The following is a 24,738-nucleotide window of genomic DNA, read 5'->3' as shown; positions in this document are numbered from 1 at the left end:
GCGGTGACAGTTCCCGGGATCGTGCGCGCCCTCGAACAGGCTGAGCCTTTCCGGGACGCGCTGGCCGCGGCATCCATCGATGCCGATTTCTCGCTCGTCGAAGGACTCGACGCTCCGCTCCTCGCCGCTCTGCTCGATCGGCGGCGCGCCGCCGGCAAGCCGCCCATCGTGCTGGTCGTCGCGCCGACCGGGCGCCGGGCCGAGTCGCTCGGTCCCGCGCTGGGGGCCCTCCTGCCGGGCGCCGAGGTGTTGCACTTCCCGGCGTGGGAGACACTGCCGCACGAGCGCCTGAGCCCGAGCGCCGAGACGGTCGGCGCGCGACTCGACATCCTCACCCGCATCGCCCGCTGGGACGCCGCCGCCCCGCTCGTCATCACGGCGTCCGTCCGCGGCGCGATCCAGCCCCTGGCCGCGGGTCTCACCGAGGTCGACCCGATCGAGCTCGTCGTGGGCGGCCGGGGCCACGACCTCGGCGACGTGTCGACACGCCTCGTCGACCTCGCGTACCACCGCGTCGACATGGTGTCGCGGCGTGGCGAGTTCGCTGTGCGCGGCGGCATCCTCGACGTCTTCCCGCCCACCGCGCCGCACCCGTACCGTGTCGAGTTCTTCGGCGACGAGGTCGACGAGATGCGCGCGTTCTCGGTCGCCGACCAGCGCTCGCTGCCGGGAGAGGTGCGCGAGGTCACCCTCCTGCCGAGCCGCGAGCTGCTGCTGACGGATGCGGTGCGCGCCCGCGCCCGCCAGCTCAAGGACGAATTCCCCGGACTCGCGGGCATGCTCGAGAAGATGTCCGCGGGCATCCCGGTGGAGGGCATGGAGTCGCTGCTGCCGGCCGTCGTCGACGGCCTCGTCACGCTCGTCGACTACCTGCCCGAAGGGGCGGCGGTCGCGCTGGTCGACCCCGAGCGCGCCGTGACGCGCGCGATCACGCTGGGTGAGACCAACCGCGAGTTCCTCGACGCCGCATGGAGCGCGGCGACCGCCGGTGCGAGCACGCCGATCGACCTGGGTGCGGGCGACTTCCTGACCCTGCCCCAGCTGCGTGAGGCGGCCCGTGACCGCAGCGGCGTCTGGTGGACGCTGAGCGCCTTCGACTCCGGACACGCGGATGCCGCGGCCGAGGGCCTCATCGACGACGACATCGACGTCGCGCTCGAGGCCGCTGCCGCGATCCGCGTGCCGGGTTCTGCGGTGCCGTCCTTCCAAGGCAACGTCGAGGGCGCGACCGCGCATGTCGGGGAGCTGCTCGCGGACGGCTGGCGCGTCGTGGTCGCGGCGTCCGGTGCCGGTCTCGTGGAACGCGCGCGCGACGTCCTCGCCGAGCGAGGCATCGCGGCGCGGAAGGTCGACGAGGTGATGCACGCGCCGGAGCCCGGCATCGCGCACGTCGTGCTCAGCGGGCTGGAGCGCGGGTTCGAGGCGCCCGACGCCAAGCTCGCGGTGCTCACCGAGTCGGAGTTCTACGGCCGCACGATCGGCGGCGACACGCGCGTCGTCAAGAAGCTCGCGTCGCGCCGGAAGGCGGTCGTCGACCCGCTCAAGCTCGTTGCGGGCGACTACGTCGTGCACGCGACGCACGGCATCGGCAAGTTCGTCGAGCTGCAGCAGCGCGAGGTCTCCAGCGGCGGCCGCAACGCGGTCAAGAGCATGCGCGAGTACCTCGTGCTGGAGTACGCGCCGTCCAAGCGCGGCTACCCCGGCGACAAGCTGTTCGTGCCCACCGACCAGCTCGACCTGCTGTCGCGGTACGTCGGCGGCGAGGCGCCCAGCCTGTCGAAGATGGGCGGCAGCGACTGGGCGCAGGCCAAGAGCAAGGCGCGCCGCGCGGTGCGCGACATCGCCGTCGAGCTCGTCAAGCTCTACTCCGCGCGGATGGCGGCCAAGGGGCACGCGTTCGGACCCGACACGCCGTGGCAGCGCGAGCTCGAGGAGGCGTTCCCGTTCGCCGAGACGCCCGACCAGCTGCAGACGATCGACGAGATCAAGGCCGACATGGAGAAGCCGATCCCGATGGATCGGCTCCTGTCCGGCGACGTCGGGTTCGGCAAGACCGAGGTGGCTGTCCGCGCCGCATTCAAGGCGATCCAGGACGGCAAGCAGGTCGCGATGCTCGTGCCGACGACGCTGCTGGTCAAGCAGCACCTCGAGACGTTCACCGAGCGCTTCGCCGGCTTCCCGGTCAAGGTCAAGGCGCTCTCTCGGTTCCAGACCGACAAGCAGGCGCGCGAGATCGTCGACGGCCTCGCCGACGGCACCGTCGACATGGTGATCGGGACCCACCGCATCCTCACCGAGAAGGTGCTCTTCAAGGATCTCGGCCTCATGATCATCGACGAGGAGCAGCGCTTCGGCGTCGAGCACAAGGATCAGCTCAAGAAGCTCAAGACGAACGTCGACATCCTGGCGATGAGCGCGACGCCCATCCCGCGCACCCTCGAGATGGCCGTCACCGGCATCCGCGAGATGTCGACGCTGCAGACGCCGCCCGAAGACAGGCATCCGATCCTGTCCTACGTCGGCCCCCGCAACGACAAGCAGATCGCCGCGGCGATCCGCCGCGAGCTGCTGCGCGAGGGGCAGATCTTCTTCGTGCACAACCGCGTGCAGTCGATCCAGCGCGTCGCGGCCGAGCTCTCGGAGCTCGTGCCCGAGGCCCGCATCGCCGTCGCGCACGGCCAGATGGGGGAGCACGCGCTCGAGGAGGTCGTCGACGCGTTCTGGGAGCGGCGCTTCGACGTGCTCGTGTGCACGACGATCGTCGAGACCGGCCTCGACATCTCCAACGCCAACACGATCATCATCGACCGTGCCGACAAGTACGGGCTGAGTCAGCTGCACCAGTTGCGCGGGCGCGTCGGCCGTGCGCGCGAGCGCGCCTATGCGTACTTCCTCTACGACGACATGAAGCCGCTCAGCGAGACGGCCGCCGACCGGCTCGAGACGATCGCCGTCAACAACGACCTCGGATCGGGCATGCAGGTGGCGCTCAAGGACCTCGAGATCCGCGGCGCCGGCAATCTCCTCGGCGCCGAGCAGGCCGGCCACATCGCCGGAGTCGGCTTCGACCTGTACCTCCGCATGATCGGCGAGGCGGTCGCGACCTTCCGCGGCGAAGAGACCGAGGGGCCTACCGAGCTCCGGCTCGAGCTGCCCGTCCAGGCACGCATCCCGGAGTCGTACATCGACAGCGAGCGGCTGCGCCTCGAGGCGTACCAGAAGCTCTCGGCCGCGGCATCCGTCACGGCGCACGACGACGCGATCGATCTCGTCATCGAGGAGCTCACCGACCGCTACGGCGAGCCGCCGTCGGAGGTCGAAGGGCTGCTCGCGGTCGCCCGCCTGCGGCGCCGCGCCGGCCAGGCCGGTCTCGCGGACGTCGTCGCGATGGGTCCGAACCTGCGGGTCGCCCCGGCGAACCTGCCGGACTCGATGCGCGTGCGCCTGCAGCGCCTGCACCCCAAGGCGAAGCTCGTCGCCGGGGGAGAGGCGATGGTCGTGCCGCTGCCATCGGCCGGCGGCGAGCCGCTCGGCGATGACGAGCTCATCACGTGGGTGGCGCAGCTCATCGACCAGCTGTGGCCCGAGAAGAAGCCGGATGCCGCGGCCCAGGCCGCAGCGGGCGCCTGAGGCGTCCCCCGGCGTCCCCGCCCACACTCCTGCATCGTTGAGATCAGGAGAGGTGGAGCGATGCGCGGGGGCGGCGCTCCTTCACACTACCTACGGCCGGCGGCGTCGCCCGGACGTATGACGGCGCTACGCTGGCCCCATCCACGACGGCGGAAGGCACCAACGATGCGGTTCGAGCACCTCGGGGCACAGCCCCGGATCCATCCGGACGCGGTCGTCGCGGCGACCGCGGTGATCAGCGGGGACGTCGAGATCGGCGCCGACTGCCAGATCCTCCACGGCGCCGTCATCACGGCGGAAGGCGGCGCCATCACCCTCGGCGCGAACGTCATCGTGATGGAGAACGCGCTCATCCGCGCCACCGCGACGAACCCGGTGCACATCGCCGACCACGTGCTCGTCGGCCCGATGGCGAGCATCTCGGGCGCGGTCGTCGAGGAGGAGGTCTTCCTCGCGACCGGCACGCGCGTCTTCAACGGTGCGCACATCGGCGCGCGCAGCGAGGTGCGCATCAACGCGGTCGTGCACCTGCGCACGACGCTCCCCGCAGAGTCGACCGTGCCGATCGGCTGGGTCGCCGTGGGCGACCCAGTGCAGATCCTGCCACCCGACCGCCACGAAGAGATCTGGGCCGCGCAGCGCGAGCTCGACTTCCCGGGTTACGTCTTCGGCCTCGACCGGGAGACGCCCGACCTCATGGTGCAGCTCACCGAGCGCTACGGACGCAGCCTCGCGCGCCACGCCGCCGACCGCCCGGTGGACTGACGTCCGCCCGCGCGGACGACGAGGAGGACGGATGCTGCGGGCCGCAGCATCCCTCAATCTCCGGCGTCAGTCCCAGGCGAGGCCGCAATCGCGGCAGCAGAACTCGAGGTGGTCGACCCAGCCGTCGTCGAGATGGCCCCGACGCTCCCACTCGATCCGGAACCACCGCGGTTCGTTCGCCCGCACATCGAGCGAGCCGCACCAGGGACAGACTTCGGCGACGACGTTCCGTGCCATGGGCGCCACGGTACGCCGGGTTCTCGGCGATCCCGGTTGCGACGCGCGGCGGCGTCCGGGTCAGCCGGTGTTCTGCAGACCGGCGGCGACGCCCGACACCGACAGCAGCAGCAGGCGCTGAAGATCGGGGTCGACCGGGGCGCCTTCAGGGGCTTCGCGCAGCGCCCGCAACGCGCGCAGCTGGAGGAGCGACAGGGCGTCGACATAGGGGCTGCGCATCTTGACGGCCCGCTGCAGCACCGGCTTGTTGCCGAGCAGCTCGGTGCCGCCGGTGATGCGGATCACCCAGTCGCGCGTGAGGTGCATTTCGTCGCGCACGAGCGTCGCGAGGTCGTCGCGGTCTCCGAGCTCGAGGTAGTGCAGGGCGATTCGGTCGTCGGTCTTGGCGAGGCTCATGGCGACGTTGTCGATGAGCGTACGGAAGAGCGGCCACTCCTGGTACGCCTGCTGCAGCAGCGCCTCGTCGCCGACGGCTTCGAGCGCCGTGCCCAGGCCGAACCAGCCCGCGAGGTTGATGCGGGCCTGGGTCCACGCGAACACCCACGGGATCGCGCGCAGGTCTTCGAGGGACTCGACCGACAGGCCGCGGCGCGCCGGACGCGAGCCGAGGGCCAGGAGGCCGATCTCCTCCATCGGCGTCACCCGGGCGAACCACGGCGCGAAGCCGGGAGCCTTCACGAGCGAGAAGAAGCGTTCGCGGGATGCCGCGTCCATGGTCGCGGCGACGTCGGCGTACCGGTCGGCCGCCGCGCGGTTGCGCTCCTCGTTCGAGGGCGACGAGGCGAGCAGGATCGCCGCGGCGACCTGGTCGATGTGGCGCATCGCGATGGCGGGGTCGCCGTAGCGGGCGAAGATGACCTCGCCCTGCTCGGTGAGCTTGAAGCGGCCGTCGACCGAGTGCGGCGGCTGCGCCATGATCGCCGAGTTCGCGGGCCCGCCACCGCGGCCGAGCGCGCCGCCGCGGCCGTGGAAGAGCGTGAGCTCGATGCCGTTCTCTTCGGCCCAGGCCGCGATCTTCGCCTGTGCCTCGTACAGCGCGAGGTTGGCGGCGACGGGGCCGACGTCCTTCGAGGAGTCCGAGTAGCCGAGCATGACCTCGAGACGTCGACCGGTGGCCTCCAGGCGCGCGGCGAACTCGGGGTGCTCGACGATCTCGGCGAGGATGCGGGGCGCGGCCTGCAGGTCGGCGAACGTCTCGAACAGCGGGATGACGTCGAGCACCGGGGGTGTGCCGTCGGGCCCGACCGCGTACGCGGCGAGCTTGTGCACGTTCGCAAGGTCGTCGGCCGACTGCGTGAACGACACGATGTAGCGGCCGGCGGCGCGCGGGCCGTAGCGCTCCTGCAGGAACCCGACCGTGCGCACGACGTCGAGCACCTCTTCGGCGAGCTCGCTGCGCGGCGCGCCCGACTCGAGCTCGGCGAGCACCTTGGCGTGCACGGCCGAGTGCTGGCGCACCTCGAGCTCGGTGAGGTGGAAGCCGTAGGTCTCGACCTGCCACAGCAGCTGCTGCAGGTGGCCGTAGGCCTGGCGCGGTGCGCCGGCCTGCACGAGCGAGTCCTGCACGACGCGCAGATCGGCGATCAGGTGCTCGGGGTCGCGGTAGGCCAGGTCGGCGTCACGCGCGCGCGTCGCCTCGATCTTGCGCGCGATCAGCAGCAGGATGCGCCGGTGCGGCTCGTCGGGGCTGCGCTTGGCGATGTCCTTGGCGGCGTCCTCGTCGGCGGCCTTGAGGCGCCGCCACAGCGCGAGCAGGGCATCGCTCGGCGGCGTGGTCGAGGCATCGAGCGTCATCGTGCGCCCGATGCGGCTGGTCGTGCGCTCCAGGCCGATCAGGACGTGCTCGCTGGCGATCGCGGAGGCCTTGCGGGTGACGGATGCCGTCACGAAGGGGTTACCGTCACGGTCGCCGCCGACCCACGAGCCGACGCGCACGAACGGGCGCACGACGGGGGCGCGGCCGCCGGCGGCGGGGCCCTGCAGGGCGTCGTCGACGCGGCGGTACACGTGGGGGACCGCCGTGTAGAGCGTGTCGTCGAACACGGCCATCACGGCGCGCACCTCGTCGGTCGGAGCCGGCTTCTCGGGCCGCAGCGGCGCGGTGCGCCAGAGGGTGTCGATCTCCTCGAGCATCCGCCGCTCGGCGCGGCGCTCGTCGGCGCCGCCGCGCAGCGACGCGTCGTGCTCTTCGAGGAGGGTGGCGAGACGGCGGATGCTCGTCGAGACCGCCCGGCGGCGCGCTTCGGTCGGGTGCGCGGTGAAGACGGGGTGGAACCGCATGCTCTGCAGGCGCTCCAACGCGGTGTCGTCGCCGACCTCGGCGGCCAGGCGCACGAAGGCGGCGGCGACCGAGTCGGTCGCCTGCTCGCGGTCGGGGCGTCCGTCGCGCTCGCGCAGGACGCGCACGCGCTGGTGCTCCTCGGCGAGGTTCACGAGATGGAAGTAGGCGGTGAACGCCCGGGCGACCTCGTCGGCGCGGGCGATCGTGAAGGAGTCGGCGATGGCGGCGGCGCGGGCGAAGGCCTCGGGCGTCTCGTCGGTGTACGCCTGGATCGTGGCGGTGCGCAGGCGCTCCACATCCTCGTACAGTCCCGGCGATCCGCTCTCCCTGAGCACCTGACCGAGGAGCGTCCCGAGCATGCGGACGTCGCCGCGCATCTGCTCGGGGATCGCCTGCTCCGCCTCGTACCGCCCGACGAGATCGATCGCTTCGGTGTGGGTGAGTTCACGCATCTGTCCAGGCTAACGGCGCGGTGTTTCCCCGAAGTGACGGTCGACGTTGTGTGACGATCGGGCGAAGGAGTCGCTCGGCAGCGCCGGCGATCTGCTCGCTACACTGGCCCCTGGAGCGCCGGGAAGTCTGGTCGGCACGTCCTCGTCGACCCGCGATCCCCTCACGGAGGCCAGATGTCGCTTCTCCGCTCCGCCCGCTTCCCGGCGATCATCCTGTTGATCGCGGCCGGTCTCGGCCTGTTCGTCGCCAACTCGGCGTGGGGACCCGCCGTCGACCACGCGATGCACACGTACCTCGGCATCCCGGGCGTGTTCGAGCTCAGCCTCTCGCACTGGATCAAGGACGGGCTCCTCGCCGTCTTCTTCTTCGTCGTGGCCGTGGAGCTGCAGTACGAGCTCACGTCCGGTCAGCTCAACTCGGCGCGCAAGGCCCTGCAGCCCGCGATCGCCGCGGCCGGTGGCGTCGTGGTGCCGATCGCCATCTACGCCGTCACGGCGTGGGGATCGGACGCCACCGCGGGCTGGCCGATCCCGACGGCGACCGACATCGCCTTCGCGCTCGGCGTGCTCGCGGTCTTCGGCCGCGGCCTGCCGTCCGCACTCCGGGTGTTCCTGCTCGCGCTCGCGATCCTCGACGACATCGTCGGCATCGTGTTCATCGCGGTGCTCTTCACCACCGGGGTGAACGTCGCGGCGCTCGCCGGGGCCGCGGTCGCGGTGGTGGCCTTCGGCATCCTGAGCCGGCAGCTCGACACGCGCGCCCGCGTGCCGATCGCCGTCGTGCTGGTGCTGCTGGCGATCACGACGTGGGTGCTGGTCTATCTCTCGGGCGTGCACGCGACGATCGCGGGTGTCGCGCTCGGGCTCGCGATGGCGCAGCGGCCGGCGCTGCGCGCACGGCACGAGCTCGAGCCGTGGGTGAACGTCATCGTGCTCCCGGTCTTCGCCTTCTCGGCGGCGCTCGTGCCGATCCCGGCGGTGCCGCTGTCGCAGCTGTCGCCCGCCTTCTGGGGCGTGCTGGTCGCGCTGCCGGTCGGCAAGGTCGTCGGCATCTCGTTGCTCGGGTGGATCTCGCTGCGCATCGGACGTCAGGGGGGTGCGCCGCCGCTCGCGTTCGGGGACCTGCTCGCCGCCGGCGCCCTCGGCGGTATCGGGTTCACCGTCTCGCTGCTGCTGTCCGAGCTCGCGTTCTCCGATGCGGCCGCCCTCCGCGACCAGGCGACTCTCGGTGTGCTCGCAGGTTCCGTGATTTCGCTCCTGCTGGCCGGAGGGCTCGTATCGTGGCGGGCATGGCACTATCGACGCCGGACGGCGGCAGCATCCGTGACGACGTGAACGGCGCTAGTCCGCCCGGAGCCCCCGACCCGCTCCGGGAGGCCGCCGACGTCATGCACGCAGTGCGCGACCGATGCGTGTGGACGCAGCAGATCGACCACCGTGCCCTGGTGCCCTACCTCGTGGAGGAGAGCGCCGAGCTGATCGACGCCGTCGAGGACGGCTCGCGCGACGAACTCCGCGAAGAGCTCGGCGACCTGCTGTGGCAGGTGCTGTTCCACTCCGAGATCGCGTCGCGCGACGAGGACGACCCCTTCGACATCGATGACGTCGCACGCGGCCTGACCGACAAGATGGTGCGGCGGCATCCCCATGTCTTCGGGGACGCGGTCGCGACGACGCCCGAGGAGGTGCTCGTCCACTGGAACGCCGCGAAGGCGGCCGAGAAGCACCAGCGCCGCTCGGTCCTCGACGGCGTGAGCGAGCGGATGCCGAGCCTCGCCCTCGCCCAGAAGCTCCTGTCGAAGGCCACCCAGGTCGGCCTCGAACCCGCGAGAGTCCAGCTCCTGGACGAAAGTGCGGTTGGTTCCCCACCTCTCGGCGACCAGCTGCACTCTCGCGGGACTGGCGCGGACCGACCCGCGACGGAGGCCGAGCTCGGTGACGCGCTCCTCGGACTCGTCGCCGCTGCCCGGGCGAACGGGTGGGACGCGGAGCGCGCGCTGCGCGAGCGCTTGCGCCGGCTCGAGCGCGACATCCGCGCCGCGGAAGGGAACCCGGCGGACCTGGAAGGATAGGTGCGTGGCATCCGTCAATCCGCCGCGCGGCATGCGCGACTTCCTCCCCGCTGAAAAGGCCCGTCGCGAGAGCGTGCTCGCCGTCATCCGCGAGCGCTACCGCGCGCACGGGTTCGACGAGATCGAGACTCCGGTCATGGAGGAGTACTCGCGGCTGCACGCGGGCATCGGCGGCGACAACGAGAAGCTCGCCTACAACGTGCTCAAGCGCGGTCTCGACGCCGAGGCGATCCGCGCCGCGGCCGACGACCCCGCAGGGCTCACCGATCTGGGGCTGCGGTACGACCTCACCGTGCCCCTCGCCCGCTTCTATGCGACCAACCGCGGCCAGCTGCCGGCGGTGTTCCGCGCGATCCAGATCGCACCGGTCTGGCGCGCCGAGCGTCCGCAGAAGGGCCGCTACCGCCAGTTCCTGCAGTGCGACATCGACATCATCGGCGATGGGTCGGCCCGCGCCGAGGCGGAGCTCGTCGTCGCGACGCTCGACACCGCCGACGCCCTCGGGCTCGAGGGCGCGAGCGTCCGCATCAACGATCGGCGAGCGCTCGACTGGATGCTCGACAGCTTCGGCTTCACCACCGACGAGCGCCCGGGCGTCCTCATCACGATCGACAAGCTCGACAAGATCGGCCCCGACGGCATCGTCGCGGAACTGCGGGAGCGGGGTGCGACCCGCGCCGCCGTCGACGCGTTCGACGCGTTCCTGCGCCGCCCGATGACCCTCGAGTACAACCCGTACGGCGAGCGGCAGATCCGCAAGGCGCTGCCCGAGGGCGCCCCCGACGAGGTCGTCGCGCACCTCGTCGGCATCGGGGCGGCCGTGGCAGCCGCCCGTGGCTCGCAGACCGAGCTCGAGGGCGACATCCCGCTCGTGTTCGACCCGTTCCTGGTGCGCGGCATGGGCTACTACACCGGCACGATCTTCGAGCTCGCGCACCCCTCGGTCGACTACTCGCTCGGCGGCGGCGGCCGCTACGACGGCATGATCGGCCGCTTCCTCGGGCAGGACGCTCCCGCCGTCGGGTTCTCGATCGGCTTCGAGCGCATCGTCGACCTGGTGGCGGAGCGGACGGATGCTGCGCCCCCGGCCGTCGTCCTCGTCCACGACCGGGACGTCGCCGAGGCCGACCTCCTCGCGCTCAAGGCCGCGCTCGTGCGGCAGGGCTCGCGCGTGCGCCTGGAGCAGCGGACCAAGAACCTCAAGGCGCTCCTCGAGCGCGCAGCATCCGACGGCTACACCGCCTTCGCGACGGTGTCCGCCGGCACGACGGCCGACGCCCTCGAGGTCAAGCCTCTCGCCTGATCCCGCCCCACCGTCGTCTCGCCGCCGCCGTGAGACGACAGTCGGCGGCGGCACGCGAGGAATCAGCGCGAGGCGGCGCGGCGCAGGCGCAGGGCCCGGTACGCCACCCCGACCGCGACGACGATCACGCCGGCCACGACGGACTGCCACGGGAGCGTCACGGCCAGGACGAGGCATCCGATCCCGCCGATCACCTGCAGCGCGACCGGGTAGCGTCGCGCGTCGCCGCGCTGGCGGAAGGCGGCGACGTTCGCGACGAAGTAGTACAGCAGCACGCCGAACGACGAGAAGCCGATCGCGCCGCCGAGATCGACGAGCGCCACGAGCAGCACGACGATGACGGCCGCCGCGAGCTCGGCGCGGTGCGGCACATGCCAGCGCGGGTGCACGGCGTCGAAGAATCGGGGCAGGTCGCGCTCGCGCGACATCGCGAAGGCCGTGCGGCTCACCCCGGCGATCAGCGCGAGCAGCGCACCGAGCGAGGCCGCCGCGGCGCCGACGCGCACGACCACGTCGATCCACGCCCAGCCCGACTGCGCCGCCGCATCGGCGACGGGCTCGGTCGACGAGGCGACGGTGTCGGGGCCGAGCGCGCTCAGCACCGCGATGGCGACGACGGCGTACACCGCGAGGGCGACGGCGAACGCGATCACGATCGCGCGCGGGATCACGCGCCGCGGGTCGCGCACCTCCTCGCCCATCGTGGCGATGCGCGCGTACCCGGCGAACGCGAAGAACAGCAGCCCGGCGGACTGCAGGATGCCGTAGCCGCCGCCCGCCCACAGTGTCTCGGACGTGAACCCGTCCGGTGCCGAGCCCGCCGAGAAGGCGGCCGTGAGAGCTGCGGCGAGCGCGCCGAGCGAGATCACGACGATCACCCGCGCGGCACCGGCGGTGCGGGTGACGCCGAACCAGTTGACAGCGGTCAGCAGGACGACGGCCGCGATCGCGACGGGTCGTTCCCATCCCGCGGGGGCGGCGTACGCGGCGAACGTGAGGGCCATCGCGGCGCAGCTCGCGATCTTGCCGATGACGAAGCCCCAGCCTGCGACGAACCCCCACCAGGGGCCGAGTTCCGCGCGTCCGTAGGCGTACGTTCCACCCGACGTGGGGTAGGCGGCGGCCAGCTGCGCCGACGAGGTCGCATTGCCGAACGCCACGATGGCGGCGATCGCGAGGCCGATGAGCAGGCCCGTGCCCGCAGCATCCGCTGCCGGTGCCCACACCGCGAAGACGCCCGCGCCGATCATCGAGCCGAGCCCGATGAAGACGGCGTCGCCGAGTCCGAGGCGCCGCTGGAGCGCGGGGGAGGTCACGGGCGAACTCTAGCCTGCGGCGCGGAACGGGCGGATTCGGGGTTTCCGCCCGGCGCCTGCGCCCGCCAGGATGGGGCGATGACGCTGCAGATCCACACCGTGCTCGCGCCGATGGGCCCCGCCACCGCGATCGAACTCACCGACGAGCAGGTCGCCGAGCTCGGCGGCGGCAAGAGGGCCGCCGTCGTGGTCAAGATCGGTGGGCGCACCGCGCGGGTGCGCCTCGGCGTGATGGGCGGGCGCAACCTCATCGGCTTCTCGAAGGCCGTGCGTGCCGAGCTCGGCGTCGAGATCGGCGACGAGGTCGATGCCACGATCGAGCTCGACACCGCCGAACGCGAGGTGGAGGTTCCCGACGACCTCGCCGCGGCGCTCGAGGCCGCCGGCTCACGGGCCGCGTTCGACGCGCTGACGTTCACCCGCCGCAAGGAGCTGGCTCGCGGCGTGAGCGACGCCAAGCGCCCCGAGACCCGCGAGCGCCGCGTCGCCGCCGCGGTGGACGAGGTGTCCGGCGCGTCCTGACGTCGGACGCGGCGGCTCGCGAGGAGTGCGCCGTGTCGACGTCGCATTCTGGCGACTCGCCAGAAGTGCGCGGTGTCGACGGCAGATCCTGGCGACTCGCCGAAACGTCCAATGCGGCCGCCGCGGCATCTTCTTGGCGACTCGCCAGGAGTCGCCGTTGTGAGCCCGGTTCATGGCGAGTCGCCAAGAAGCTCAGCGCGTGCGGCGCCGCACCCGGCGCGTCATCCGGGTGACCTCATCCGTTCATACGGATGAGGTGGCATGAGAGCCATGTCGTCGACACGGGGCGCGTTGCGCTGTTCGGTCGTCATCGGCGCTGCCGGAACCGCGCTGGGGGCGGGGCTCGTTCTGCTCGGCGGTCGAGCCGTGCTGAAGCGCCAGGCGGCGGTCGCGCGGCGCCGGATCGGCAAGCCGCTCGGCGAGGAGGCACTCGACGCCGACCGCGTGTGGGCGCGCCGCTTCGACGGTCCGCCGGTCGAGCTCGTCGTGCTGGGCGATTCGATCGCGGCCGGGCTCGGAGCAGAGCGGCGCAAGGACACCCTCGGCGGCCGCCTGGCGAAGGGGCTCGCGCGCGCCGAGCGCCGGCCCGTGCGTCTGCGCACGGCGGCCATCGTCGGTTCGGAGTCGTCGGTGCTCGCCGCGCAGGTCGACGCGCTGCCCGCCGCTTATCGCCCCGACGCCGCCGTCATCGTGGTGGGCGGCAACGACATCACGCACCGCGTGCCGGTGTCGACATCGATCGGCCACCTCGAGGAGGCGATCGTGCGGCTGCGGGCGCGCGGCGCCGTCGTCGTGGTGGGCACCTGCCCCGACCTCGGGGCGCTCCGTCCGGTGCCGCAGCCGCTGCGCGCACTCGGCTCTCGCCTGTCGCGCCAGCTCGCCGATGCGCAGGCCGGCGCCGCCGCCCGCACCGGCGCGCGCGCCGTGTCGCTCGGCCGGGCCGTCGGGCCGTTCTTCGTCACCCAGCCCGACGAGATGTTCAGCCTCGACCGGTTCCACCCCAGCGCGCTGGGCTACCGACGCACCGCTGAGGCGCTGCTGCCCGCGCTCGTGGCCGAGCTCGCCGCCGCGCGGGAGGACGCCGTCAGCCCGCGCTGACCGACGCGCCCCATTCCGCGACGCGCGCGGCGCTCTCGTCGTCCGACAGGTCGTCCACGCCCGTCATGATCGGCCGCCGGCGAGGACGACGCGGAGGCGCCGCTCGGCGACATCGCGGCCGAGCTCGGCTCCGCGAATCGGGCGCACCTGGCCAACGGCTTCCGTGCGGTGCTCGGGGTTCACGGCCACGGACGACCGCGCGGACCTGTGAGGCGGGCCGCTACGCGCCGGCCGCCGAAGCCGTGGTCACCCGCTTCTTCTCACGCACGTAGACCTCGCGGCGCACGCGCGCGACGACGTCCCCCGAGGCATCCGTGATGTCGGTCTCGAACCACTCGCGCACCTTCGCGCCTCCGCGTGCGCGCTCGCGGAGGTCCTCCGCCTTCTCCCGTGGGACCGCGAAGTGTGCGGTGAGCACGCCGCGACCGGGCTTCAGGAACTCGATCTCGCCGCGGGTGTCCCACACGACGTAGTCGCGGCCGAGCTGGTGCATCACCAGCATGAAGTAGTAGGGGTCCGTCATCGCCGACATCGAGCCGCCGAACGCCGTCTTCACGTAGTTGCGGGTGAAGACGTTGACGTGCAGCTCGACCGTGGCACTCGTCCAGTCGTCGGCGAACCTCCGCACGCGGATGCCGCTGAACAGGTTGGGGATCCACAGGCTCATGCCGACGGCGAGGCGTCGAGGGGTCACGCGCATGGGCCTCAGCATGGCCGCTATGGCCCCGCGGGTCGCATTCGCTTGGTCGATCTCGACAAACCGGCCATAGAGTTGTTCTAGTTGTCATAGAATAAATGTGTGTTGGTGAGGATCGATCCCGAGAGCGATGCGCCGCTATTCGCGCAGATCGCCGCATCGGTGCGAGCGGATGCCGCGGCAGGCCGTGTGCAGCCGGGTGACAGGCTCCCCGCCGCCCGCGAGATCGCTGCCGCGCTCGGCGTCAACGTCCACACGGTGCTGCACGCCTACCAGGACCTCCGCGACGAGGGGCTCGTCGAGCTCCGCCGCGGGCGGGGCGCGGTCATCACTGCGCAGGCGGCGACCCTCGAGGCCCTCCATCACGACATCCACGACCTCGTCGCGCGGGCGCGCGCGGCGGGGCTCCCGTCCGACGCACTCGCCGCTCTCGTGAAGGAGATCGCCGCCCATGACGAACGCCACCACCACTGACCGCTCCGACCGGGTCGTCCGCCGCTTCGTGCTCGTCGCGGTGTGGCTGCCCGTCCTGCTCGTCGCCGTCGGCGTCGCCGTGCAGCTCGCGCTGCTTCCCCAGGTGCCGTCGACCGTCGCGGTGCACTGGACTGCAGCGGGGGAGGCCGACCGATTCGCCCCCGCGTGGACGCAGCCGCTGATGACCGCGGTGTTCGGGCTCGGCATCCCGCTCCTCATCGCGCTGACCAGCCTGCCGGGGCTGCGCCGCGGAGAGCGGGGTGCCACGTACCGTCTCATGGGCGCCACGGCGGCGGCGACGTCGGCGTTGACGACGGTCGCGTTCACCGTGAGCTTCGTGATGCAGGCGGGACTCGATGGCGCGGGCGACGCGCCCACCGTCTGGGTCGCGCTCGCGGCTGCGGTCGCGGCCGCCGCGCTGGTGGGCGTGGGTGCGTGGTACCTGCAGCCCCACCAGCAGGCAGCACACGACACCCGGGCGCCGGCGACGCCGCTCGCGCTCGCCGCGGGCGAGCGCGCGGTGTGGGTGCGGGCGGCCGCGATGACCCTCGGGGGAGCGATCGCCATCGTCGTCGCCGTGCTCTCGGTGGCCGTCGCGGCCGTCGCCAGCTGGGTGACCGACGCGGAGCCGCTCCTGGCCTGGCTCCTCACCGGGATCGCGCTGCTGCTCCTCGTGTTCGCGGCGACGACGCTCGCCTTCCACGTGCGCGTGGACGACACCGGTCTGCACGTCGACTCCGTGCTCGGCGTCCCGCGGTTCCACGTGCCGCTCACCGACGTGGTCTCGGCTGCGCGCGTCGAGGTGAACCCGATGGGGGAGTTCGGCGGCTGGGGCCTCCGTCTCAGCACCGGGCGCCGTTTCGGGGTCGTGCTGCGCACGGGCGAGGCCATCGAGGTGCTCCGCCGCAGCGGCAAGCGGTTCGTCGTGACCGTCGACGACGCCGGCACCGGGGCGGCGCTTCTCGAGGCGCTCGTCGAGCGGTCCGCTGTCAGGTCTTGACGCCCGGTGGCGGTCGAGGATTGGCTGTGGGCATGGCCGATCCCACTGGCGACACCTGGCCCACTCCGCAGAAGTGGCAGCGAGTCGACGCGTACCTCACCGAACTGCTGGTCGGACACGATCCGGGACTCGACCAGGCGGTCGCCGACCAGAACGACGCGGGGCTGCCGGCCATCGAGGTCGCGCCGGTCAACGGCAAGTTCCTCCACCTGCTCACGCGGATGTCGGGGGCGCGCCGCGTCCTCGAGATCGGCACGCTCGGCGCCTATTCCACGATCTGGCTCGCTCGTGGCGTGCCCGATGACGGCCACGTCGTGACCATCGAAGCCGAGCCGCGCAACGCCGACCTCGCGCGCGCGAACCTCGATCGCGCCGGCGTGGGCGACAAGGTCGAGATCAAGGTCGGGCGCGCCGCCGACGTGCTGCCCACCCTGGACGGCGGGGCGCCGTTCGACCTGGTCTTCATCGACGCCGACAAAGAGTCCAACACGATCTACATCGACTGGGCCGCCCGACTCGGCCGCCCGGGAACGGTGGTGATGGTCGACAACACCGTCCGTGGCGGCGAGGTCGCGAACCCCGCGACCGAGAATCCCCAGATCATCGGCGTACAGCGCGGGCTCGAGATGCTCGGCCGCGACCCGCGGTTCGACGCGACCGCCATCCAGACGCTCGACGCCAAGGGCTACGACGGGATCGCGATCGCGCTCGTCGTATGACGCAAACCTCTGGCCGCGGCATCCGTCATCACTAGACTCGTGGGCGGACCGACGACGCTCCGACGAACCACCCTCCACCAAGCAAGGAGACCCCCTGTGGCACAGATCGAGGCTGTAGGCGCCCGCGAGATCCTCGACTCGCGCGGAAACCCGACCGTCGAGGTGGAGGTGCTGCTCGACGACGGGATCGTCCAGCGCGCTGCCGTCCCCTCCGGCGCGTCGACCGGCGCTTTCGAGGCGTACGAGCTGCGCGACGGCGACAAGAGCCGCTACGGCGGCAAGGGCGTGCTGAAGGCGGTTGCGGCCGTCATCGACGAGCTGGGCCCCGCGATCGAGGGCGTCGAGGCGAGCGAGCAGCGTCTCGTCGACGAGATCCTCATCGCCACCGACGGCACCGAGAACAAGTCGCGCACCGGCGCGAACGCCATCCTCGGCGTCTCGCTCGCGGTCGCCAAGGCGGCCGCCGACTCGGCCGACCTGCCGCTGTTCCGCTACCTGGGCGGCCCCAACGCGCACGTCCTGCCCGTGCCGCTGTTCAACGTCATCAACGGCGGCGAGCACGCCGACAACGGCATCGACTTCCAGGAGTACTTCCTCGCCCCGATCGGCGCCGACACGTACGCCGAGTCGCTGCGCTGGGGCACCGAGGTCTACCACGTCCTCAAGGGCGAGCTGAAGGCGGCCGGCTTCTCGACCGGACTCGGCGACGAGGGCGGCTTCGCGCCCGACCTCCCCAGCAACCGCGAGGGCCTCGACTTCCTCATCAAGGCGATCGAGAAGGCCGGGTTCACCCCGGGCAAGGACATCGGCGTCGGCCTCGACGTCGCGGCGACCGAGTTCTTCAAGGACGGCGTGTACACGGTCGAGGGCAAGGCCTGGTCGGCCGAGCAGCTGACCGACTACTACGCCGACCTGGTGGCGAACTACCCCGTCGTCACGATCGAGGACGCCCTCGCCGAGGACGACTGGGACGCCTGGAAGGACCTCACCGACAAGATCGGCAAGAAGGTCCAGCTCGTCGGCGACGACCTGTTCGTCACGAACCCCGAGCGCCTGCAGCGCGGCATCGACCTGGGCGTCGGCAACGCGCTGCTGGTCAAGGTGAACCAGATCGGCACGCTGTCCGAGACGCTCGACGCGATCGCCCTCGCCACCCAGAACGGCTACCGCTCGATGCTGTCGCACCGCTCGGGCGAGACCGAGGACACCACCATCGCCGACCTCGCGGTGGCCGTCAACGCGGGTCAGATCAAGACCGGCGCGCCCGCCCGCAGCGAGCGCGTCGCGAAATACAATCAGCTTCTGCGCATCGAAGAGGAGCTCGGCGAGGCCGCGGTGTTCGCGGGCCGCGGAGCCTTCCCCCGTTTCAAGGGCTGATGCGCTGACGAAGTTCTGAGACGAGAGGGGGAGTCGTGGTCAAGACGGCTCCCCCTTCTCGTACCCCGGGGACGGGCGCCGGCGCCGGTGCGCCCCGTCGCCGCCCCGTGAGCGCACGACGCCCGGTCGACGTGCGGGCGTGGCTCGGCGGCATCCGTCTCTCCGGCTTCATGGTGATCATGATGGGCCTGGTCGTGCTCGCGGCCTTCGTGCTCGTGCCGACGATCGGCACCTACGTCGACCAGCGCCAGCAGGTGGCCGCGCTGGAGGCGGCCGTGCAGCTCAGCCAAGACGAGGTCGCCGAGCTCGAGTCGCAGCGCGACCGCTGGCAGGACCCCGCCTACATCACCACGCAGGCTCGTGAACGGCTGTACTACGTGAAGCCCGGCGAGGTCGTGTACCTCGTCGATGACGATCTTCCGCCCGAACTCGCGCCGCAGGAGCAGGAGCCGGTGAGCGACGAGCTCCAGGCCGCCGACGCGGACTGGATGTCGAAGCTCGTGCGCTCGGTCACCGAGGCCGGGCTCGCGCAGACCGTGGCGCCCGTGACCGTGGGCGTGCCCGACCCCGAACCCTCGCCCACCCCCACGCCGTGAGCGATGCCGGCCGCCGGGACGACGGCGGCGCGTACGCCCGGCGCGCGGCCCAGGAGCGTCCCAGGTGGCGCCGGTAATCTGAGCCCGACCAAGGAGCACCTCTGTGACGACCCCGCCGTACCCCCCTGTCAGCGACGCCGACCTGGCCGTGCTCCGCGAACAGCTCGGTCGTCCCGCGCGCGGCGTCGTCGGCATCGCCGCACGCTGCGTGTGCGGCAACCCCACCGTGGTCGCGACGTCGCCGAGGCTCCCCGACGGCACGCCGTTCCCGACGTTCTACTACCTCACGCACCCCGCCGCGACGGCGGCGATGTCGGTGCTCGAAGCCGACCACGCGATGCGCGGTCTCCAGGATGAGCTCGCCGCCGACGAGGAGGTCGCCGCCGCCTACCAGCGCGCGCACGAGGCCTATCTGCGCGACCGCACCGAGTTCGGCGAGGTCGACGAGATCGCGGGCATCTCCGCCGGCGGCATGCCGACGCGGGTGAAGTGCCTGCACGCGCTCGCCGGTCACGCGTTGGCCGCAGGCCCGGGCGTCAACCCGATCGGCGACCGCGCGCTGGCGATGTCGTCGTGGTCGCCGGAGCGCTGCGTGTGCGCGCAGCCGGGATCGGGCGGATGATCCGGCGCCTCGTCGCCGGGGTCGCCGCGGCCGCCGTCGCGATGACCCTCGTCGCGGCCGCTCCCGCGGCGGCGCAGGCCGCCCCCGCGGGAGATCCGGTGCGCGACGCCGAGTACTGGCTGACCGACTACGGCGTCGAGAAAGCGTGGGAGACCACGCGCGGCGCCGGGGTGAAGATCGCGGTCATCGACACCGGGATCGGTCGCGGACCCGTCGAGTTCGACGGCGCGGTCGCCGGGGGGACGGATGTCTCGGGGGCCGGCTCGTCCGACGGGCGCACGCCCGTCGGCGCCGTCGACAAGGATCACGGCAGCTGGGTCGCCTCCCTCGCCGCGGGCCGGGGCACCGGCCCCGGCACCGGCATGGTCGGCGTCGCGCCCGAGGCGCAGCTGCTGTCGGTGTCGGTCGCATTCGGGTCGTCTGCGCAGCGCCCGTTCTCCGACCAGATCGCCGACGCGATCCGCTGGTCGGTCGACAACGGCGCGGACGTCATCAACATGTCGCTCACGACGAACGTGCCGGACTGGCCCGAGAGCTGGGACGACGCCTTCCTGTACGCCTTCGAGCACGACGTGGTCATCGTGGTGGCCGCGGGCAACCGGGGGAGCGGGACCACGCGCGTCGGCGCTCCCGCGACGATCCCGGGCGTGCTGACGGTGGGCGGCGTCGACCGCTCCGGCAAGGCCAGCGTCGACGCGTCGACGCAGGGCATCACCATCGGCGTCTCGGCGCCGAGTGAGGAGCTCGTCGGCGTCTCGGCCGACTCGACCCTGGTCTCGTGGGACGGCACGAGCGGCGCGGCTCCCATCGTCGCCGGCATCGCGGCCCTCGTGAGGGCGGCGCACCCCGAGCTCGACGCGAACAACGTCATCAACCGCATCATCAAGACCGCCCGCCCCGCGGCGGGCGCGACGGACGTGCCGGATCTGCTCTACGGCTATGGACTGGTGGATGCTGCGGCCGCCGTCTCGTCGAGCATCCCGAGCGTCACCGCGAACCCGATGGGCAGCCTCGCGGACTGGGTGCGCCTGTATCGTCGCGCGCCGGTCGCGCCGATGCCCGAGGAGCCGGCCGCGCCCGTGGAGGTTCCGCCGCTGCCGGACACCGAGCCGATGACCCGCGCGGCATCGCCTCTCCTTCCCGATCGGGACACGGTCATCTACGGCACCCTCCCGCTCCTGCTCGTCACGGCGACGGCTATACTGGTGGCGCTCGGCGTCACCGCTGCTGTCCGACGCATCCGATTGGCGTCCCGCGCGCCGAGCCGCTGACACAGGAGGAGTACTCCAAACCGTGACCAACACCGTGCCCAAGATCCTCATCGTCGGTGGCGGATACGCAGGCTTCTACACGGCCTGGAAGCTCGAGAAGCATCTGCGCAAGGGCGAGGCGGACGTGACCATCGTCGACCCGCTGCCCTACATGACGTACCAGCCGTTCCTCCCCGAGGTCGCCGCCGGCTCGATCGAGGCCCGCCACTCGGTCGTGGCACTGCGCCGTCACCTCAAGAAGACGAACGTCGTGGCCGCCAAGGTGACCGGCATCAACCACGCGAACAAGGTGGCCACGATCACGCCGATCGCGGGCGAGCCGTACGAGCTCGCCTACGACCAGATCGTGGTGACCGCGGGCGCCGTCTCGCGCACCTTCCCGATCCCCGGCATCGCCGACAACGCGATCGGCCTGAAGACGATCGAAGAAGCCGTCGCGATCCGCGACAAGCTGATGTCGAACTTCGACAAGGCGTCGACGTTGCCCGCGGGTCCCGAGCGCGACCGCCTGCTCACCGTCGTCGTGGTCGGCGGCGGCTTCGCCGGCATCGAGGTGTTCGCCGAGCTGCGCTCGCTCGCCTCCTCGCTGGTCAAGAGCTACCCGCAGCTCACGTTCGACGACACGCACTTCCACCTCATCGAGGCGATGGGCCGCATCATGCCCGAGGTCTCGCTGAAGACGAGCGAGTGGGTGCTGAAGAACCTCGCAAAGCGGGGCGCCTCGGTGCACCTCGACACGCAGGTCACCGGCGCCGTCGGCGGCAACATCGAGCTGTCGACCGGCGAGACCATCCCGAGCGACCTCATCATCTGGACCGCCGGTGTCATGGCGAACCCCACGGTGGTGCGCGGCGGTGACCTCCCCGTCGAGGAGCGCGGCCGCATCCGCACCCGCGCCGACCTTCGTGTCGGCACCGAGGACGAGGTCGTCGAGGGCGCCTGGGCCGCCGGCGACGTGTCGGCCGTGCCCGACCTCACCGGTGGCGGCGTGGGCGGCTACTGCGTGCCCAACGCCCAGCACGCGGTGCGTCAGGCGAAGCTCCTCGCGAAGAACCTGGTCGCGGTGCTCCGCGGCGAGGTGCCGCGCGAGTACATCCACAAGAACCTGGGTGCGGTCGCGGGCCTCGGCCTCTGGGTCGGCGTGTTCCAGTCGGGAAACATCGCCCTCAAGGGCTGGATCGCGTGGCTCGCCCACCGCGGCTACCACGGCCTGGCGATGCCGTCGTGGGAGCGCAAGTGGCGTGTGCTGTGGGGCTGGTGGAACAACTTCTGGCTCGGCCGCGACATGGTGAACCTGTCGACGGTGCAGAACCCGCGTTACGTGTTCGAAGAGTTCGCCGCGCGCCCGCGGCCGCCGCAGCCGGTCGAGGCGCCCGCCGAGAAGGCTGCTCCGGCGGTCGCGCCCGCCAAGAAGGCTCCGGCGCGCAAGGCTCCGGCGAAGCCCGCGGCCGACGCCGAGAAGGTCGCCGCGAACTGACGTCGTACGCCGGATGCCGCAGGCCCGTCTGAGAAGATGAGCCTGCGGCATTCGCGTTCCCGGCGGCACGCGACCCGCCCCCGTAGCCCAACGGCAGAGGCAGGCGACTTAAACTCGCTCCAGTGTGGGTTCGAATCCCACCGGGGGTACTCCCGCAGCGTCGGGTGCGAATCGCCGTCCACAGCCGGTCATCGGTACCGCTCCCGCCGTTCTAGGCTGGGGCGATGCGCACGCACCCGGAGCGAGCCGTATGAGTCTCGATCTGCTGTCCACGTCCGCGGCGACGAAGCCGTGGGATCACCCCGCGTCCTACTGGGCCGCCATGAGTCGGGCCCTGGCGGACGCGAGCGGCCCGGTCGCCGCGATCAACGCCGAAGCGCTGCGGTACAACGCCCTCGACCTCGTCGTGCGCGCCGGCGGCGTGCCGATCCGCATCGCCAGCAAATCGGTCCGCGTGCGCGAGGTTCTCGACGCCGTCCTGGCGCTGCCCGGCTACCAGGGCATCCTGGCGTTCACGCTTCCCGAGGCGCTGTGGCTGGCGCAGACGATGGACGACATCGTCCTCGGCTACCCGACGGCCGACCGCGCCGCGATCGCGGCGCTGGCCGCCGACGAGACCGCGGCGTCGCGCATCACCCTGATGGTCGACGACCTGACCCAGCTCGACCTCGTCGACGCCGTCGCCGCACCCGGCGCGCGACCCGAGATCCGCGTGGCCATCGACGCCGACGCCTCGTGGCGGGCACCCGGCTTGGGCCACATCGGCGTGCTCCGCTCTCCGGTGCACGAGGCGGCCGAGGTGGCCGCGCTCGCGCGTTCGATCGCTGCCCGCCCCGGTTTCCGCCTGGTGGGCCTCATGATGTACGAGGCCCAGATCGCGGGCCAGGGTGACGCGACCGGGTCGGGCGACTCCGTCATCCGCTGGATGCAGCGCCGCTCCGCGGCCGAGCTTCTCGACCGCCGTGGCGCCATCGTGGCGTCGCTGCGCGACATCGCCCCGCTCGAGTTCGTGAACGGCGGCGGGACCGGATCCCTCGAGCTCACGGCATCCGATCAGGCCGTCACCGAGGTCACTGCCGGCAGCGGTCTGCTCGCCGGCCACCTCTTCGACGGCTACCGCGCCTTCGACCCCGCGCCCGCCGCTGCGTTCGCGCTGGAGGTCGTGCGCAGGCCCGCCCCCGACGTGGCGACGGTGCTGGGCGGCGGATGGATCGCCTCCGGGCCTGCGCTCGAGTCGCGCCAACCCCGTGCCGTGTGGCCCGCCGGGCTGCGCATGGCTCCCCGCGAGGGAGCCGGTGAGGTGCAGACGCCGCTGCGCGGCGACGCGGCCCGCGACCTGCGGGTGGGTGACCGCGTCTGGTTCCGCCACTCGAAGAGCGGCGAACTCGCCGAGCGCGTCGATCGCTACCACCTGGTGGACGGCGACGCCCGCGTGGGGGAGGTGGCGACCTACCGCGGCGAAGGCAAGGCGTTCCTGTGACCCGTCCCGGAGCCGCGTGGCGCAACTGGGCGCGCACCGAGTCGGTGCGCCCGCAGCGCATCGAGTTCCCCCGCACCGTCGCTGCGGTGCAGCGCGCGGTCGTCGCGGCGGCGGCGCAGCACATGCCGATCAAGGCGGTCGGCGCCGGGCACAGCTTCACCGGCATCGCGGTCGCGCCCGGCGCGCTTCTGGAGCTGCGTGACCTCAGCGGGGTCGTTTCGGTCGATGTCGACCGCGCTCGGGCGACGCTGCTCGCGGGGACCCGCCTGCACGAGATCCCGGCCCTCCTCGCCCCGTACGGGCTCGCGATGGAGAACCTCGGCGACATCGACCGCCAGTCCATCGCAGGCGCGATCTCCACGGGCACGCACGGCACGGGGGAGCGGTTCACGGGCATCGCGGGCCAGGTCGTCGGCGCGACGCTGGTGACCGCGTCCGGCGAGCTCTTCACCGTGAGTGAGGATGAGCACCCCGAGCTGGTTCCGGCGGTCGCGCTCGGGCTCGGGGCCTTCGGCATCCTCGTCGAGGTCACGCTGCAGTGCGTGCCGGCGTTCGTCCTGCACGCGGTCGAGCAGTCCGAGGATCTCGATGAGGTCCTCGGCGCGCTGGACGAACGCGCGGCGGCGGCCGACCACTTCGAGTTCTACTGGTTCCCGCACACCGACCGTGGCATGACGAAGACCAACACGCGGCTTCCCGAGAGCGCGCCGCGGCATCCGCTTCCCAGAGTCGGCAAGTGGATCGACGACAGGCTCATCGGCACCGGGGCGCACCAGGTCGCGTGTGCGGCCGGCGCGGCGATCCCGGCGCTCGTGCCCCCGATCAACCGCCTGTCGGCGAGGATCTGGGGCAATCGGGAGTTCACGGATGCCTCGGCCCGCGTCTTCGCGACGGACCGGTCGGTGCGGTTCCGCGAGATGGAGTACGCGGTGCCGGTCGAGAACCTGCGGCCCGCCTTCGAGGCGATGCGCGCACTCATCGACGACCGGGGCTGGCGGATCGGGTTCCCCGTCGAGGTGAGGGTCGCGGCCGCTGACGACCGCTGGCTGTCGACGGCGTACGGCCGCGACTCCGGGTACATCGCGGTGCACCGGTATTGGCGCGAGGACCCGTCGGAGTACTTCGAGGCGGTCGAGGAGATCATGCTCGGGTTCGACGGTCGTCCGCACTGGGGCAAGATGCACACGCTCGGCGCCGACGCCCTGAGGTCGCGCTACCCCCGCTTCGACGACTTCGTCGCCCTGCGCGACCGACTCGACCCGGAGCGGCTCTTCCGCAACCCGTACCTCGATCGCGTGCTCGGTGGGTAACGGCTGAGAGTCGGGGAATACCCCACATGCGACGGGGTT

General features: G+C 71.9%; 21 protein-coding genes and 1 tRNA gene. 18 read left to right on the top strand and 4 right to left on the bottom strand.

Annotated elements, in window-relative coordinates; translation table 11 throughout:
- The first annotated feature begins 3 nt into the window (after positions 1-3).
- Positions 4-3,630, top strand: a complete 3,627-nt coding sequence (mfd, locus tag ACEYYH_RS13315; RefSeq protein WP_374974842.1) for a transcription-repair coupling factor — start codon at positions 4-6, stop codon at positions 3,628-3,630.
- A 165-nt stretch (positions 3,631-3,795) separates the two neighbouring features.
- The gene (locus ACEYYH_RS13310) at positions 3,796-4,395 is read left to right on the top strand and encodes a gamma carbonic anhydrase family protein (RefSeq protein ID WP_374974841.1); all 600 of its coding nucleotides are present in this window, start codon (positions 3,796-3,798) and stop codon (positions 4,393-4,395) included.
- A 66-nt stretch (positions 4,396-4,461) separates the two neighbouring features.
- On the opposite strand, the gene ACEYYH_RS13305 is transcribed toward ACEYYH_RS13310, so the two are convergent.
- Both ACEYYH_RS13305 and ACEYYH_RS13300 read right to left on the bottom strand, forming a co-directional pair.
- A complete protein-coding gene (locus ACEYYH_RS13305) occupies positions 4,462-4,632 on the bottom strand; it encodes a hypothetical protein (RefSeq protein WP_374974840.1) in 171 nt (56 codons plus the stop codon).
- Positions 4,633-4,692: 60 nt separating this feature from the next.
- Positions 4,693-7,365: a phosphoenolpyruvate carboxylase gene (locus ACEYYH_RS13300; protein WP_374974839.1), complete on the bottom strand. Its 2,673-nt coding sequence runs from the start codon at positions 7,363-7,365 to the stop codon at positions 4,693-4,695.
- Between the two features lie 174 nt (positions 7,366-7,539).
- Between ACEYYH_RS13300 and nhaA the strand changes: the two genes are divergently transcribed.
- From nhaA to hisS, 3 genes are read left to right on the top strand one after another with little or no spacing between them, the layout of a single operon-like run.
- Positions 7,540-8,700, top strand: coding sequence for a Na+/H+ antiporter NhaA (gene nhaA, locus ACEYYH_RS13295; RefSeq protein ID WP_374974838.1), 1,161 nt, complete (start codon positions 7,540-7,542; stop codon positions 8,698-8,700).
- Positions 8,655-9,437 (top strand): MazG family protein, encoded by a 783-nt coding sequence (locus ACEYYH_RS13290; protein WP_374974837.1) that lies wholly within the window; start codon positions 8,655-8,657, stop codon positions 9,435-9,437. Before nhaA ends, ACEYYH_RS13290 begins: the two co-directional genes overlap by 46 nt.
- A 31-nt stretch (positions 9,438-9,468) precedes the next feature.
- Positions 9,469-10,740 carry a histidine--tRNA ligase gene (gene hisS, locus ACEYYH_RS13285; RefSeq protein ID WP_374978223.1) on the top strand — a complete coding sequence of 424 codons (1,272 nt, stop codon included), beginning with the start codon at positions 9,469-9,471 and terminating at the stop codon, positions 10,738-10,740.
- Between the two features lie 62 nt (positions 10,741-10,802).
- Here the strand turns inward: hisS and ACEYYH_RS13280 are convergent, their stop codons facing one another.
- Positions 10,803-12,056: an APC family permease gene (locus ACEYYH_RS13280; RefSeq protein WP_374974836.1), complete on the bottom strand. Its 1,254-nt coding sequence runs from the start codon at positions 12,054-12,056 to the stop codon at positions 10,803-10,805.
- A 78-nt stretch (positions 12,057-12,134) separates the two neighbouring features.
- Between ACEYYH_RS13280 and ACEYYH_RS13275 the strand changes: the two genes are divergently transcribed.
- Together ACEYYH_RS13275 and ACEYYH_RS13270 are read left to right on the top strand one after the other, a co-directional pair.
- On the top strand, positions 12,135-12,578 hold the full coding sequence (locus tag ACEYYH_RS13275; RefSeq protein WP_374974835.1) for a YdeI/OmpD-associated family protein: 444 nt from the start codon (positions 12,135-12,137) through the stop codon (positions 12,576-12,578).
- Positions 12,579-12,848: 270 nt separating this feature from the next.
- Positions 12,849-13,676, top strand: a complete 828-nt coding sequence (locus ACEYYH_RS13270) for an SGNH/GDSL hydrolase family protein (RefSeq protein ID WP_374974834.1) — start codon at positions 12,849-12,851, stop codon at positions 13,674-13,676.
- A 220-nt stretch (positions 13,677-13,896) separates the two neighbouring features.
- On the opposite strand, the gene ACEYYH_RS13265 is transcribed toward ACEYYH_RS13270, so the two are convergent.
- The gene (locus tag ACEYYH_RS13265) at positions 13,897-14,376 is read right to left on the bottom strand and encodes a DUF4442 domain-containing protein (RefSeq protein WP_374974833.1); all 480 of its coding nucleotides are present in this window, start codon (positions 14,374-14,376) and stop codon (positions 13,897-13,899) included.
- A 99-nt stretch (positions 14,377-14,475) separates the two neighbouring features.
- Between ACEYYH_RS13265 and ACEYYH_RS13260 the strand changes: the two genes are divergently transcribed.
- The 11 genes from ACEYYH_RS13260 to ACEYYH_RS13210 all read left to right on the top strand — a co-directional run bounded on the left by ACEYYH_RS13260 (position 14,476) and on the right by ACEYYH_RS13210 (position 24,699).
- Positions 14,476-14,847, top strand: coding sequence for a GntR family transcriptional regulator (locus tag ACEYYH_RS13260; protein ID WP_116196575.1), 372 nt, complete (start codon positions 14,476-14,478; stop codon positions 14,845-14,847).
- Complete coding sequence (locus ACEYYH_RS13255) at positions 14,825-15,847, top strand: DUF1648 domain-containing protein (RefSeq protein WP_374974832.1); 1,023 nt, start codon at positions 14,825-14,827, stop codon at positions 15,845-15,847. The genes ACEYYH_RS13260 and ACEYYH_RS13255 overlap by 23 nt, the downstream gene beginning before the upstream one ends.
- A gap of 32 nt (positions 15,848-15,879) precedes the next feature.
- Positions 15,880-16,566 (top strand): O-methyltransferase, encoded by a 687-nt coding sequence (locus ACEYYH_RS13250; RefSeq protein ID WP_374974831.1) that lies wholly within the window; start codon positions 15,880-15,882, stop codon positions 16,564-16,566.
- Positions 16,567-16,662: 96 nt separating this feature from the next.
- Complete coding sequence (gene eno, locus ACEYYH_RS13245; protein WP_116196577.1) at positions 16,663-17,943, top strand: phosphopyruvate hydratase; 1,281 nt, start codon at positions 16,663-16,665, stop codon at positions 17,941-17,943.
- A gap of 107 nt (positions 17,944-18,050) precedes the next feature.
- Complete coding sequence (locus ACEYYH_RS13240; protein WP_374974830.1) at positions 18,051-18,539, top strand: septum formation initiator family protein; 489 nt, start codon at positions 18,051-18,053, stop codon at positions 18,537-18,539.
- Between the two features lie 103 nt (positions 18,540-18,642).
- Positions 18,643-19,161 (top strand): DUF501 domain-containing protein, encoded by a 519-nt coding sequence (locus tag ACEYYH_RS13235; protein WP_374974829.1) that lies wholly within the window; start codon positions 18,643-18,645, stop codon positions 19,159-19,161.
- Positions 19,158-20,432: a S8 family serine peptidase gene (locus ACEYYH_RS13230; RefSeq protein WP_374974828.1), complete on the top strand. Its 1,275-nt coding sequence runs from the start codon at positions 19,158-19,160 to the stop codon at positions 20,430-20,432. The genes ACEYYH_RS13235 and ACEYYH_RS13230 overlap by 4 nt, the downstream gene beginning before the upstream one ends.
- 34 nt (positions 20,433-20,466) lie before the next feature.
- Positions 20,467-21,909, top strand: coding sequence for an NAD(P)/FAD-dependent oxidoreductase (locus tag ACEYYH_RS13225; protein WP_374978222.1), 1,443 nt, complete (start codon positions 20,467-20,469; stop codon positions 21,907-21,909).
- A 76-nt stretch (positions 21,910-21,985) separates the two neighbouring features.
- Positions 21,986-22,058, top strand: a tRNA-Leu gene (locus ACEYYH_RS13220).
- Between the two features lie 101 nt (positions 22,059-22,159).
- Entirely contained in the window at positions 22,160-23,389 is a 1,230-nt protein-coding gene (locus ACEYYH_RS13215; RefSeq protein WP_374974827.1) for an alanine racemase, read from the top strand.
- A complete protein-coding gene (locus ACEYYH_RS13210; RefSeq protein ID WP_374974826.1) occupies positions 23,386-24,699 on the top strand; it encodes a D-arabinono-1,4-lactone oxidase in 1,314 nt (437 codons plus the stop codon). Before ACEYYH_RS13215 ends, ACEYYH_RS13210 begins: the two co-directional genes overlap by 4 nt.
- Positions 24,700-24,738: the final 39 nt, after the last annotated feature.

Source organism: Microbacterium trichothecenolyticum, from assembly GCF_041938625.1.
GTDB classification, from domain to species: domain Bacteria; phylum Actinomycetota; class Actinomycetes; order Actinomycetales; family Microbacteriaceae; genus Microbacterium; species Microbacterium trichothecenolyticum_D.
This window is presented reverse-complemented; position numbering and strand designations above follow the sequence as displayed.